This is a genomic window from Streptococcus mitis, assembly GCF_003942795.1.
In the GTDB taxonomy this organism is placed as follows: Bacteria; Bacillota; Bacilli; order Lactobacillales; family Streptococcaceae; genus Streptococcus; species Streptococcus mitis_BJ.
Genome location: NZ_RJNY01000006.1, coordinates 25,431 through 38,796 on the forward strand (window position 1 = coordinate 25,431; position 13,366 = coordinate 38,796).

At 40.8% G+C, this 13,366-nt stretch carries 12 protein-coding genes; 4 read left to right on the top strand and 8 right to left on the bottom strand.

The window, feature by feature from the left end; genetic code table 11:
- The first annotated feature begins 188 nt into the window (after positions 1 to 188).
- Both D8847_RS03995 and D8847_RS04000 read left to right on the top strand, forming a co-directional pair.
- Positions 189 to 419, top strand: a complete 231-nt coding sequence (locus D8847_RS03995) for a DUF1797 family protein (protein ID WP_125840685.1) — start codon at positions 189 to 191, stop codon at positions 417 to 419.
- A gap of 237 nt (positions 420 to 656) precedes the next feature.
- Positions 657 to 2,915, top strand: a complete 2,259-nt coding sequence (locus tag D8847_RS04000) for an ATP-dependent Clp protease ATP-binding subunit (protein WP_125840686.1) — start codon at positions 657 to 659, stop codon at positions 2,913 to 2,915.
- Positions 2,916 to 2,957: 42 nt separating this feature from the next.
- Here D8847_RS04000 and D8847_RS04005 read toward each other — a convergent pair whose 3' ends face one another.
- Positions 2,958 to 3,572, bottom strand: a complete 615-nt coding sequence (locus D8847_RS04005; RefSeq protein ID WP_125840687.1) for a GyrI-like domain-containing protein — start codon at positions 3,570 to 3,572, stop codon at positions 2,958 to 2,960.
- A gap of 54 nt (positions 3,573 to 3,626) precedes the next feature.
- Positions 3,627 to 4,529: a helix-turn-helix transcriptional regulator gene (locus D8847_RS04010; RefSeq protein WP_125840688.1), complete on the bottom strand. Its 903-nt coding sequence runs from the start codon at positions 4,527 to 4,529 to the stop codon at positions 3,627 to 3,629.
- Between the two features lie 164 nt (positions 4,530 to 4,693).
- On the opposite strand from D8847_RS04010, the gene D8847_RS04015 reads away from it, so the two are divergent.
- Positions 4,694 to 5,146: an NUDIX hydrolase gene (locus D8847_RS04015; RefSeq protein ID WP_125840689.1), complete on the top strand. Its 453-nt coding sequence runs from the start codon at positions 4,694 to 4,696 to the stop codon at positions 5,144 to 5,146.
- Between the two features lie 58 nt (positions 5,147 to 5,204).
- Positions 5,205 to 5,504, top strand: a complete 300-nt coding sequence (locus D8847_RS04020; RefSeq protein WP_000767205.1) for a DUF1827 family protein — start codon at positions 5,205 to 5,207, stop codon at positions 5,502 to 5,504.
- 108 nt (positions 5,505 to 5,612) lie between these two features.
- Here the strand turns inward: D8847_RS04020 and metK are convergent, their stop codons facing one another.
- From metK to ftsE, 6 genes are all read right to left on the bottom strand, one after another.
- A complete protein-coding gene (gene metK / locus D8847_RS04025) occupies positions 5,613 to 6,806 on the bottom strand; it encodes a methionine adenosyltransferase (RefSeq protein WP_007520353.1) in 1,194 nt (397 codons plus the stop codon).
- 221 nt (positions 6,807 to 7,027) lie between these two features.
- Positions 7,028 to 8,371 (bottom strand): DEAD/DEAH box helicase, encoded by a 1,344-nt coding sequence (locus tag D8847_RS04035; RefSeq protein WP_125840690.1) that lies wholly within the window; start codon positions 8,369 to 8,371, stop codon positions 7,028 to 7,030.
- A gap of 103 nt (positions 8,372 to 8,474) precedes the next feature.
- Positions 8,475 to 9,290 carry an endonuclease/exonuclease/phosphatase family protein gene (locus D8847_RS04040; protein ID WP_125840691.1) on the bottom strand — a complete coding sequence of 272 codons (816 nt, stop codon included), beginning with the start codon at positions 9,288 to 9,290 and terminating at the stop codon, positions 8,475 to 8,477.
- A gap of 51 nt (positions 9,291 to 9,341) precedes the next feature.
- Positions 9,342 to 11,528, bottom strand: a complete 2,187-nt coding sequence (locus D8847_RS04045; protein WP_125840692.1) for a PTS transporter subunit IIBC — start codon at positions 11,526 to 11,528, stop codon at positions 9,342 to 9,344.
- Positions 11,529 to 11,746: 218 nt separating this feature from the next.
- The gene (gene ftsX / locus D8847_RS04050) at positions 11,747 to 12,673 is read right to left on the bottom strand and encodes a permease-like cell division protein FtsX (protein WP_125840693.1); all 927 of its coding nucleotides are present in this window, start codon (positions 12,671 to 12,673) and stop codon (positions 11,747 to 11,749) included.
- Entirely contained in the window at positions 12,666 to 13,358 is a 693-nt protein-coding gene (ftsE, locus tag D8847_RS04055; protein ID WP_000022272.1) for a cell division ATP-binding protein FtsE, read from the bottom strand. Before ftsE ends, ftsX begins: the two co-directional genes overlap by 8 nt.
- Between the last annotated feature and the right edge of the window lie 8 nt (positions 13,359 to 13,366).

Consider the following 13,366-nt stretch of genomic DNA (forward strand, 5'->3'; position numbering starts at 1 on the left):
CAATCAACTTTCTATGTATTAGATTGTATGATTATAACATGAATTGAATTAAAATGCAATTCTTTTTCACCAATTTTAACAATTAACTTGATAGAATGTAGAAATAGAGAGAAATCACAGTTTTTTTCTAGTCAACTACCTCTTGTTTATGGTAAAATAGAAACGATAAGAAATGGAGGAGAATCAAAATGGAATCACATTTGGTTAGAATCATTAACCGCCTAGAAGCAATGACAAAAGATGGTGGAAATCTAAAACGTAATTTTGAACGTGAAGGTGTTGTTGTCGCAGAAGTTGCATACAGCCGCGACGAAGAAAACGGATTACTCTTCACCCTTCGCGATGTAGAGGCTCGTGAAACTTATACTTTTGATAGCATTGATTTGATTGCAATGGAGATCTACGAACTCCTTTACTAATATAAAAACAAGGGCAGTAAGGCCCGATGAATGAGAATCCTTTTTGTCACCACAAATGGGATTTTTTCTTACCTTTAATGTCGCTTGATTCTCCATAAATCCTTCTTTTAAAAACGACCACTTCCCAATCTTTTTACTTGCTTTACACCTTAATCATGCTATAATGAGAGTATAAAACTTTGACTATTTTTGACCTTTTTTCTTAGGCCAAGAATATGAATGAAATGAGGTAGATGTATGCTCTGTCAAAACTGTAAAATAAACGACTCAACAATTCATCTGTATACCAATATCAATGGACAGCAAAAACAAATTGATCTCTGTCAAAATTGCTATAAAATTATCAAAACAGATCCGAATAATACCCTCTTTAAAGGAATGACTGACTTAAATAATCATGACTTTGATCCTTTCGGCGACTTTTTCAATGATTTGAACAATTTCAAACCTTCTTCTAATAACGTCCCTCCAACTCAATCTGGTGGGGGATATGGAGGAAACGGTGGTTATGGGCCTCAAAACCGCGGTCCACTTCAAACACCTCCTAGCCAAGAAAGAGGACTCCTAGAGGAATATGGTATCAATATTACTGAGATTGCTCGGCGGGGAGATATTGACCCTGTTATCGGTCGAGATGAGGAGATTATCCGTGTTATCGAAATCCTCAACCGTCGAACCAAGAACAACCCTGTCCTTATCGGAGAACCAGGTGTCGGTAAAACAGCCGTTGTTGAAGGTCTAGCTCAGAAGATTGTTGATGGTGATGTTCCCCATAAACTCCAAGGCAAGCAAGTCATCCGTCTGGATGTGGTTAGTCTAGTTCAAGGAACAGGGATTCGAGGCCAATTTGAAGAACGCATGCAAAAGCTCATGGAAGAAATTCGCAAACGTGAGGACATCATCCTCTTTATCGACGAAATCCATGAAATTGTTGGCGCAGGATCTGCTGGCGATGGCAATATGGACGCAGGCAATATCCTGAAACCAGCCCTTGCCCGTGGTGAATTGCAATTGGTTGGCGCTACTACTCTCAATGAATACCGTATCATTGAAAAAGATGCTGCTTTGGAACGCCGTATGCAGCCTGTCAAAGTTGATGAACCAACTGTCGAAGAAACCATTATCATCCTCAAAGGGGTTCAAAAGAAATACGAAGACTACCATCACGTCAAGTACACAGACGCTGCTATCGAAGCTGCTGCAAATCTTTCCAACCGCTACATCCAAGACCGCTTCTTGCCAGACAAGGCTATTGACCTGTTGGATGAAGCTGGTTCTAAAATGAATCTGACACTGAACTTTGTTGATCCTAAAGTGATTGATCAGCGTTTAATTGAAGCTGAGAATCTCAAGGCTCAAGCTACTCGAGAGGAAGACTTTGAAAAGGCTGCTTATTTCCGTGATCAGATTGCCAAGTATAAAGAAATGCAGAAAAACAAGGTGACCGATCAGGATACTCCAATCATCAGCGAGAAAACTATTGAACATATCATTGAGCAAAAAACCAATATTCCTGTTGGGGAACTCAAAGAAAAAGAACAGTCTCAGCTTATCCATCTAGCAGACGACCTCAAAGCTCATGTCATTGGTCAAGATGAAGCTGTCGATAAGATTGCCAAGGCCATCCGTCGTAATCGTGTTGGACTTGGAACTCCTAACCGGCCAATCGGAAGCTTCCTCTTTGTCGGACCAACTGGTGTCGGTAAGACAGAACTTTCCAAACAACTAGCCATTGAGCTCTTTGGCTCTGCTGACAGCATGATTCGCTTTGATATGAGTGAATACATGGAAAAACACAGTGTGGCTAAATTAGTCGGTGCCCCTCCAGGCTATGTAGGCTATGATGAAGCTGGTCAACTGACTGAAAAGGTTCGTCGCAATCCCTACTCTCTCATCCTTCTCGATGAAGTTGAAAAAGCCCACCCAGATGTGATGCACATGTTCCTTCAAGTCTTGGATGATGGTCGTTTGACAGATGGGCAAGGACGTACAGTTAGCTTTAAGGATGCCATCATTATCATGACCTCAAATGCGGGTACTGGTAAGGCCGAAGCCAGCGTTGGTTTTGGAGCTGCTCGTGAAGGTCGAACCAACTCTGTTCTCGGTGAACTCGGCAACTTCTTTAGTCCAGAGTTTATGAACCGTTTTGATGGCATCATCGAATTTAAACCTCTCAGCAAGGACAACCTCCTCCAAATCGTCGAACTCATGCTAGCGGATGTTAACAAACGCCTCTCTAGCAACAATATCCACCTCGATGTGACAGACAAGGTCAAGGAAAAGTTGGTTGACTTGGGATATGATCCAAAAATGGGAGCACGCCCACTCCGCCGTACCATTCAAGACCATATCGAGGATGCCATCACAGACTACTACCTTGAAAACCCAAGTGAAAAAGACCTCAAGGCAGTCATGACAAGCAATGGTAAGATTCAAATCAAATCTGCCAAAAAAACTGAAAAAATCAAAGAGAATACTTCTGAAAGAGAAGATTAGAACTCATAAAAAAGAACAGGAAATCTTGTTTCCTGTTCTTTTTTAATTCTCTTCTTGAACTTGATAGCGAAGAATTGTTTTTAATTTGCTTGGCTCCGTTCGATGAAGATTATTGAGATAAATTTCTCGGTGGACTTCCGAAGTTCTTTTGAGCTTATGGAGTTGACAAAAATGCTCCATCTCTGCAAAAGTCTCATTTTCAGTATCAAAAGGTCCTACATGAAGCATAGCAAGGCTTTGGCCTTCTTCTATCTTTTCAAAACGAACAGCCTCATAGAGAGTATTTGGCTTCTTGATTTTGACCTCTTCCAAAGCTTTTTCAAATAGTTCTCTCGTAATAAAATCGGGTTGCCCAATCATAATGCTATAAGAAAGCTCACTTTTTACCAGTTCTCCCTCCTTCTCCTTTTTCCATACACCTTCTAAAGGAAAGACAGTAAAATCAGTGTAAACCTCATCCAGAGGAGCTTTTTTATACTTCATCTTTATCGCATAGGCTAAGGCATATAAGGCCCCTACGCGTTCTGAAAAATCTTCTTGATTTGGATCACCTTTACCATTAATCACGATATAGGATTGACCTGGTACCTGCAGGATGCTGGGCCTAGCTTTCACTTGATAAAGATCTTTTGCTTCTTTTCTCCATTCGTATTTCATTTGGTTCTTCTCCTTTCTACTTCTAGTATAGCACCAAAATCCTGACATCTTTTGTCAAGGTTTGTAAAGTTTTTGGATTTTTTCTAATCTAGAAAGCAATTCCTTCTTCAGATGATTGGGGGCGAGTATTTCCACCCCATCTAGATAAGACAGGAGGTAAGTATACAGACTTTCATGCTCTGGTAGGACTGTCTTGACATAATAACATCCATCTTTCCCCAAGCTAATCTCATCTTCTGAAAAATCTTCATAAACCCGGAAAGCAAGCTTGGGACTAAACTTCAAGGAAACTTCGATTTGATGTGCCACTTGATCTGAACCATCAACCCAATCCTCCACATTTTTCTGCTTCACAGTTTCAGTTGTTAGGTGATAATTCCTAATTCTAGACAATTTGAAAAAGCGCCACTCTTCCTTCAAACAACAGTAGGCATGAAGATACCAATCTCTCTTTTTAAATACGAGTTTAAAAGGTTCAACTGTACGAATCGTTTTCTGACCACTCCCACCCAGATAAGTGACTACCAGTCGCCTCTTCTCTAGAATAGCTTGTTTGATGTTATCAAATAATTCTTTTTGACCTTCTCGCTTCCTCCAGTCAGTCAAGTCTACTTCTATCCAAGGGATGGTAGAAACTTGAAAAATAGATTCCAATTTTTCAAGCAACAGGTCTTGCCTATCATCGGTTAAAACTTGAATTCCTTGCAAAGCTGACAGAAGTTCTATTTTTTCATCCTCCGATACGAGAGTACGATCCAGAACAAAGTCTTTCATTAAAAAGATTCCGCCTGCCTTCCCAGGAACTGAATAAAGGGGAATCCCTGCCATACTCAATCGTTCAATATCGCGATAAATCGTTCGTGTAGATACTTCAAATAATCGGGCTAATTCAGGAGCCGTTGTACTGCCTTTTTCTAAAAGTAGATATAGGATACGAAATAGTCTTGATTCTGCCATAAAATCACCTCTCTTTTATTATACCAGTTATAGTGCGAGAGTTGGAAAGTTTAACTAGACAAGTATTGATCAAGACAAAGTAGCTATTTCTTGGTTTATTCTTGACAGCTTGCCTCTCGTCCATTATGATAATAATAAAGATACTAGAGAATGAGGAAAATGCAATGGCAAACCCAACTTTTGGTGAAAAAAAAGAGAATGTGACCTACCAGTCCCGCTATGGTGTGTACGCAGTTATTCCGGATGCGGAGAAAAAACAAATTGTCTTAGTCCAAGCCCCCAATGGTGCTTGGTTCTTGCCAGGCGGAGAGATTGAAGCAGGCGAAGATCAACAAGAAGCACTGAAGAGAGAACTAATCGAAGAACTTGGCTTTACAGCTGAGATTGGAACCTATTATGGGCAAGCTGATGAGTATTTCTACTCTCGACACCGTGATACCTACTACTATAACCCAGCTTATCTCTATGAAGCTATTTCTTTCCAAGAAGTACAGAAGCCATTGGAAGATTTTAATCATATTGCTTGGTTTCCTATTGATGAAGCAATTGAAAAACTCAAACGTGGTAGCCATAAATGGGGAATAGAAGCTTGGAAAATCCAGCATGGAATTGGCTAAAATACACGATTTTATCCAAAAAGTGCTATAATAGAGTTAGAAAATCGGAGGAACTGTTATGAAGCTTATCAACACGACTAATTCACACTCGCAACTTGTTAAAAGCCAATTAGAAAGTACTGATGCAACTCTTGTCGAGGTCTATTCGGCCGGAAATACAGATGTGGTTTTCACACAAGCCCCGCTTCACTATGAAATCCTCATTTCCAACAAACACCGTGCTATTCGTGAACCCGAAATTGAAACCATCCAAGACTTCTTCTTGAAACGTAAAATTGACAAAGGAAGCATCGATGAAGCCAATATCAAAACCCTCTATTCGGATAAATTGATTGAGATTTCAATCCCTATAAAATAAGAAAACCAGCTTAAAAGCTGGTTTTCACTTATAAAAAAGATTGGTAATACACAACTACCAATCTTTTTTATTATGTGACTATTAGTCCGTCTCGCACCTAACGGGTGGTTATGATTTCACAGCCTCTTTCAAAGCATCTACCTTATCCAAACGTTCCCATGGAAGATCGATATCTGTACGTCCCATGTGTCCATAGGCCGCTGTTTGACGATAAATTGGACGTTTAAGATCCAACATTCGGATAATTCCTGCAGGGCGAAGATCAAAGATTTGACGCGTTGCTTTTTCAAGTTTGCTTTCAGCTACTGTTCCTGTACCAAAGGTATCGATACGAACGGAAACTGGCTGCGCCACACCGATAGCGTAGGCCAATTGCACTTCTACTTTCTTAGCCAGACCCGCTGCCACGATATTCTTGGCAATGTAGCGAGCCGCATAAGAGGCTGAACGGTCCACCTTCGTCGCATCCTTACCAGAGAAGGCACCGCCNCCATGACGAGAATAGCCACCATAGGTATCCACGATAATCTTACGACCAGTCAAACCTGAGTCTCCTTGAGGTCCACCAATTACAAAGCGGCCAGTCGGATTGATAAAGAATTTTGTTTGCTCATCCAAGTAAGAGGATGGAATAACTTCTTTGATGACCTTGTCAATCACATCTTTGTGGATTTGTTCATTAGTAGCTTCTGGGTCGTGCTGAGTTGAAATAACGACCGTGTCCACACGTACCGGACGGTCATTTTCATCATACTCAACTGTAACTTGTGATTTAGCATCTGGACGGAGATAGCTGATTTCACCAGACTTACGAAGTTCTGCCAAACGACGAACCAACTTGTGGCTAAGTGAGATTGGTAATGGCATGAGTTCTTCTGTCTCATCCACCGCAAATCCAAACATAAGACCTTGGTCCCCAGCACCAATCAAGTCAAGCGGATCTTGATCTGCATTCCCACGAACCTCCAAGGCTTCATTAACACCTTGGGCGATATCTGGTGACTGCTCAACAAGTGACGGATGAACTCCCACCGTCTCCGCAGAAAAACCATATTCTGCATTCGTATAACCAATCTCTGCAATGGTATCACGAACCACACGGTTGATATCCACATAAGCATTTGTAGAAATTTCACCAAAAACATGGACGGAACCAGTGTAGACAGCTGTCTCAGCAGCAACGTGCGCATCTGGATCTTTAGCTAAAATAGCATCCAAAATCGCATCTGAAATTTGGTCTGCAATCTTATCCGGATGCCCCTCAGATACAGATTCAGACGTGAATAATTTACGTTCTGACATAAAAATGTCCCCCCTTAAAAAATATTGTTATAGAGTTACAAAGTACTGATAGAAAATCCTATCCTCTACGGGTTGCGACTCGAAAGAAAATAGATCTTTCTACCACCTTATCGGGACTATATAACCTTATCATTATACCACTTTTTACTTTTTTTTGCAGTATTTTTGAAAATTCATAAAACGAAGTTAGAAAAAGGAGCCATGCAGCTCCAATTTTGTCCTTAAAATGTCTGGCGTTTAGCTTTCCGCTCTGCACGGCCACGTGCGCGATTTTCAGCACGCTTGGTTTTGCGACGTTTTTCATCCACTGCCCATTGAATCTTCTTCTTATAGCCTGGTTTGACTTTTTTCTTTTTCCTTTTAACCAAGCCAATCATTTCAATATCAAGCTTTTCCTGCTTCTTTTCACGGTTGGCACGACGATCACGATCGTAAGTATCTTGGAACTCTCCGTCTTTGACCATCTTAGGGATAAACTTGATCCCTAATTTCTCCAACTCACGGATGTCCGAGTCATCACTTGGTTGGTAAAGGGTAATAGCTGTGCCAGGCAGACCATTTCGTCCCGTCCGTCCAACACGGTGAACAAAGAAAGATAAATCCTGCGGAATGGCGTCATTGATGACATGACTAACACCTTCAATGTCAATTCCGCGCGCTGCCAAGTCCGTTGCGACAATGTACTCAAAATCCAGATTTTTCACCTGATTCATAATCCGTTTGCGCTCACGAGGAGCAATATCCCCATGAATCTTAGCTACTTTTAAGCCTTGAGCAGTTAGGTATGTATGCAATTCATCAGCACGCGTTTTGGTATTAACAAAAATCATAGCCAGATAAGGTTGCATGACCTGAGTCAATTCATAAATCTGAGCATTCTTATCTCGTCCCTTGGTCGAAATCAACCAGTTATCAATGGTATCAGAGATGACTGTTTTTGTTTTGATTTTTTCCATAACAGGATTTGACAAGTATTTTTTCAAGAACGGTTGCAATTTTTGTGGAATAGTTGCTGAAAAGACCATGAATTGCAAGTCTTTTGGAAGGCTACCTGCAATCTTATCAACGGTTTCCAAGAATCCCATATCCAAGGTCATATCGGCTTCATCGACGACAAAGGTCTTGGCCTTGTGAATAGCCAAATCACCAGATTTGACTAAGTCATAGATACGACCTGGAGTCCCGATGACAATGTGGGGCTGATTGCTCGCGAGCTTATCAATCTGACGAGCCTTGTCCGTACCACCCACATAGTTGACCACACGGACTTCGACATCTGAGTGGGCTGCAATCTGACGAGCCGCTTGGTAGATCTGAGTAGCTAACTCACGACTTGGAGCAGTAATCACTGCTTGCACATTATCACTTGTTTCATCCAGTTGCTGGAAAATCGGTAGGAGGAAAGTGTGAGTCTTTCCTGAACCTGTTTTTGATTCCCCTACCAAGTCACGACCTGCCAAGACAATAGGAATCAACTTTTCCTGAACTTCGGTAGGAGTCGTAAACTTCAACTCCTCCAATGCCTTTTCTATATAGTTTTTAAACTGAAATTTCGTAAATGACATATTATCCTCGATTCTATTCATCTAACCATTATACCATATTTTAAACATTTTCAGTAGTCCAGTTCGAGAATCAAAAAATGAAAGGAATTACTTCCTTTCATTTTTATTTCCAGTTTAAAATAGCATTCAAACCATAGTGGTCACTGATTTGTGGATCATTTTGACCATCAAAAACTACATGCAAACTTTCTACTTCTAAGTCTTTTGTCGTAAAGACATAGTCGATTCGTAGCGGCTCGGTATTGCCTTTCCAGCCATCAATTTCTGGTGGAACGGTATAGCTACCACTTCTTTCTTTCGCAACTTCAAATGCGTCTTGTAATCCTAATGGACTAGCTAAAATCGCTTGATAGCCTTCCTGACCAGTTGGATTATTAAAATCACCTGCTAAAATCAAAGGTTTGTTCAACTCTTTTAGTACAGCCTCAAATCGTGCCCATTCTTCTTGGAAACCTTTATCCCACCAAGAGAGATGGACACTTGCAAGAGCAAGCTCCTTACCTTCAACTTCTGTCTCCGCCAAGGCAACACGGCGAGTATGGTAGTCCGTTGGATCATCTACATCTGACACTAAAATCTCACGCGCCTTAATCGGTGTTTTGGATAAGATGGCTACACCTTCATGGTAGCGGTCATAGCCGATATGATTGTAAGCCCAAGTCCAGTAGTAGTTTTTCCCTTTCTCAGCCAATTTTTCAACCAGGAGTCGTACATAGTGGTCCTGATGAATGGGTTCTGCTGATGGTAAAGCTTGATAGTGATTGTTAACCTCTACCTCAGGCGAACTCATTTCTTGATTGATTTCTTGAAAACAAATCAAATCATAATCTTTGTCAAGAATATCTTGGAGCAAGAGCTGGAATTTTTCCTCTGCTTCTTTTTCCATCCAACTATGAGTATTGAGTGTTAGAAATTTCATGCTTTTCTCCTAAAACAAGAGGTTGGAAAACAGCTTCCAACCCCAAGTATATTACAATTCTACTTTAGCAACTGCTGTTTTAGCTGCAAGAGAACCTGTTTGTTCTAATTTAACTGATTTGAGGACATCACCATTTGTGAAGACAACCACTGTTGATGTTTTGCGTCCTGCTTCTCGAATAGCATCCAAGTCAGCTGTAACAAGAAGATCACCAGCAGCCACTTTTTGTCCTTCAGAAACATGAACAGTAAATGGTTTTCCTTCAAGACTTACTGTATCCAAACCAATATGAACAAGCACTTCAAGACCTGAGTCAGTGACAAGACCAAGAGCGTGTTTTGTTGGGAAGATACTTGTTACAGTACCAGTAACTGGAGAAACAATGTTACCATTTGCTGGTTCTACTGCAAATCCATCACCCATCATTTTTTGAGCAAAAACTGGATCTTCCACTTGTTCCAAGGCAATAACTTGACCATCAGCTACTGAGTAAACTTCCTCAGTTACACCTTTAAAGTGTACAGTATTCTTTTGAGCTTCTGTCATTTGGCTTGGAAGAGTTTCAGGAATTACTTCACCTGAGTCAAGGATATCTTGGATATCAGATTTCAATACGTCAGCTTTTGGTCCGTAGATAGCTTGGACACCTTGTCCTTTCATGATAAGACCCATAGCTCCTTCTGCTTTCCATTGTTCCTCAGTACCAACACGATCTGCATCCTTAACAGTTACACGAAGACGAGTCATACATGCATCTACATCTACGATGTTTGCACGACCACCAAGAAGGTTAATGATATTTACAGCTTGAGAAGCTGCTGCAACTTTTGTTTCTCCTGGAGCTGCATCTTCTGATGCTCCTTCAGCAGTTTCATAGTTTCCGTTACGTCCTGGAGTTGCATAGTTGAATTTCTTAATCATGAAGTTGGCAATGAAGTACATGATAACTGCAAAGAGAACAGTTACCCAGATAAAGTTAATGATATCCATACCAAGACCAGCGTTGATAGCTAGCGGAGTACGAGTCAAGAATTCAATTGAACCGAATGAGTGCATACGAAGGTGAACAATATCCGCCATAGCAAAGGCAGCACCTTGAACAAGAGCATACACTAGGTAAAGAGGTGTTGCGATAAACATAAACATATACTCGATAGGTTCAGTGACCCCTGTCAAGAATGTTGCAAGGGCTGTCGCAATCATCATACCCTTGTATTGGTGTTTCTTGTCAGCATCAACATTGCGGTAGATAGCAACGATGACACCCATCAAGATACCGAATGAACCAATCATTTGTCCAACTTTGAAACGAGCTGGAGTGATAGTTGTAAGAAGGTGTTGGTATTGGTCAGCATTTGAACCTTTAAGGTTAACAAGGTCTGTTACCCAAGCAAGCCAAAGTGGGTCTTGACCAAATACTTGAGTTCCTTTAGCTGCACCAGTAAGGATTTCGTATGTTCCACCAAGAGCTGTATAGTTCATTGGGATTGTCAACATGTGGTGAAGACCAAATGGCAAGAGCAAACGTTCCAAAGTACCATACAAGAATGGTGCGAGAATTGGAGCTGTTTCTTGAGAGTTTGCAATCCAGATACCAAAGCTGTTAATACCTGTTTGCACTACTGGCCAGAAAGCTGCAAGTACAATTGCTGCAATAGCTGAACGAAGGATGACAACGAATGGTACGAAGCGTTTCCCATTGAAGAATGAAAGTGCATCAGGAAGTTTACGGTAGTTGTAGTATTTGTTAAAGGCGGTTGCCCCTACAAAACCAGAGATAATCCCTACAAAAACACCCATGTTCAATGCTGGTGCTTCAAGAACACTGATGAAGTAATCAGCAACCTTGATTGAGCCACCAAAGAGAGTAGTGACCATAGCCTCAGGGTTTTTCAGCATATCACTTGTAACTCCAAAGATAGTACCTGTGATACGGTTAATCAAGATAAAGGCAAGCCCGGCTGCAAATGCACCACCTGCACGTTCTTTTGCCCAGCTTCCCCCAATAGCGAGGGCAAACAAGATATGAAGGTTACCGATAACCCCCCAACCAATTTGCTCAAGGATTCCACCTGTAATCACTAGAGGAGCAAGGTTTGGGTCGATCATCACGATTGATTTACCGATTGAGATCATCAATCCCGCCGCTGGCATAACGGCGATAACCACCATTAAAGCCTTACCGAATTTTTGCCAAAACTCAAAAGACAAGACATTTTTGAATGTAGCTTTCATCATTCAAATCTCCTTTATTTTATTCTAGGAAAACGTTTTACGAAAACGTTTGCACTAACTTATGTACTAATTATACCACTTTTTATTTTTTTGTAAAGGCTTTTATAAAAAAAATTGTCTATTTTTTTAAAATTTAAAAAGGAAAAAGAGAAGTTTACGAAAACTTCTCTTTAAAAATGTTTTGTTTTTCTGTTTTTATCTCAATTTGCATTTATATCCAATTAGATTTTCAAGAATCGACGCATCGAAATTCCTGAACCAATTGAACCAATGAAAATTCCAATTATAAATAGTAGAACTGTCATCAAAGGGACAAACACATCTGGTGTAATCATCGATAAGTTTTGACCTACCAAGGATTTATTGACCGATTGATAAACGATATTGTAAACAAAGAATACAAGAACTGAGGGAATCGCTGCGCCAAGCAAACCAATAAAAGCACCTTCTAGCAAGAATGGGCCACGGATATAACCATTTCTCGCTCCAACAAGACGCATGATCTGAATCTCACGACTACGTGAAATAATGGTAATACGGATGGTATTGGAAATGAGGAAGACTGCGATAAAAATCAAGAGTCCTGCAATAACCAATCCCCAAACACGGATAAAGGAAGCTAGTTCGAAAAGTCGTTGAGTGTTAGCTCCACCATCTTGAACTTCTGATACTCCCTCAATTTTCTTCGCTTCTTCAGCTACTGTTTTAACATCACTCGGAGAATTTGTATCAACGATATAGGCATCATAGAGAGGGTTTGCATCCCCTTCAAATACCTTCCAATCGTCCCCCATTGTTTCCGTCAGTTTCTCGTATTGTTCTTCTTTACTTGAGAAGGTAACACTCTTAACAGCCGGCATAGCTTTCAGAGCATCATAGACCTTATGGTAGTCATTATTGGTAACTGTCTGACCTTCTTTCTCAATCGTCTCACTGTTATCCGCTACATCCTTACGAATGTAGACCATAACACGAACGTTGTTTTCAATATCGGTAGCCAGCTTTGCTGTATTAAAAATTACAGATGCAAACAGGGCAACGAGCGTCAAGGTAATCATAACCGAACTTACTGCTGCTACTGTCATCCAGCCATTTCGTTTTAAACTTTTTAATGATTCAAATAAATGGCGAAAAAATCTACTAATCATCGTATCCATATTCTCCTTTAGCTTCGTCACGAACGACACGGCCATTTTCAATGGCAATGACACGGTGGCGCAAGGTATTTACAATCTGGCTATTGTGAGTCGCCATCAAAACAGTAGTACCTTGGAGATTGATGCGTTCCAACAGATTCATAATTTCCCAAGAATTATCTGGGTCCAAGTTTCCTGTTGGCTCATCGGCAATCAATACTTTAGGATTGTTGACAATCGCACGAGCAATCGCAATCCGTTGCTGCTCTCCACCTGAGAGTTCATTAGGGAAAGAGCGAACCTTATGTTTCAAACCAACCAGGTCCAATACTTCCATAACACGTTTTTTGATGTTGCGACGGCTCTCACCGATTACTTCCATTGCATAGGCAATATTCTCATAAACGGTCTTCTTAGGCAAAAGTTTGTAATCCTGAAAGACTACCCCGACACTACGACGTAGAAGCGGGACATCTTTCTTCTTAATTTTAACTAAATTAAAGCCTGCAACTGATAGGCTTCCTTTTTCGATCTTTACTTCTCGGTATAAAGCTCGAATAAAGGTTGACTTACCTGCCCCAGAAGGTCCTACGATATAGGCAAATTCTCCTGGTTCAATGGTAACAGATACACCACGCAGGGCAGTCGTTCCATTGTCATACTTTTTGACAACATCTCTCATTTCAATGATTGACATATGAGTTC

Excerpts from the sequence above, each read along its gene's own strand:
- D8847_RS03995 (WP_125840685.1), top strand. The coding sequence starts at position 189 with ATGGAATCACATTTGGTTAGAATCATTAACCGCCTAGAAGCAATGACA.
- D8847_RS04000 (WP_125840686.1), top strand. The coding sequence starts at position 657 with ATGCTCTGTCAAAACTGTAAAATAAACGACTCAACAATTCATCTGTAT.
- D8847_RS04005 (WP_125840687.1), bottom strand. The coding sequence starts at position 3,572 with ATGAAATACGAATGGAGAAAAGAAGCAAAAGATCTTTATCAAGTGAAA.
- D8847_RS04010 (WP_125840688.1), bottom strand. The coding sequence starts at position 4,529 with ATGGCAGAATCAAGACTATTTCGTATCCTATATCTACTTTTAGAAAAA.
- D8847_RS04015 (WP_125840689.1), top strand. The coding sequence starts at position 4,694 with ATGGCAAACCCAACTTTTGGTGAAAAAAAAGAGAATGTGACCTACCAG.
- D8847_RS04020 (WP_000767205.1), top strand. The coding sequence starts at position 5,205 with ATGAAGCTTATCAACACGACTAATTCACACTCGCAACTTGTTAAAAGC.
- D8847_RS04035 (WP_125840690.1), bottom strand. The coding sequence starts at position 8,371 with ATGTCATTTACGAAATTTCAGTTTAAAAACTATATAGAAAAGGCATTG.
- D8847_RS04040 (WP_125840691.1), bottom strand. The coding sequence starts at position 9,290 with ATGAAATTTCTAACACTCAATACTCATAGTTGGATGGAAAAAGAAGCA.
- D8847_RS04045 (WP_125840692.1), bottom strand. The coding sequence starts at position 11,528 with ATGATGAAAGCTACATTCAAAAATGTCTTGTCTTTTGAGTTTTGGCAA.
- ftsX (WP_125840693.1), bottom strand. The coding sequence starts at position 12,673 with ATGATTAGTAGATTTTTTCGCCATTTATTTGAATCATTAAAAAGTTTA.
- ftsE (WP_000022272.1), bottom strand. The coding sequence starts at position 13,358 with ATGTCAATCATTGAAATGAGAGATGTTGTCAAAAAGTATGACAATGGA.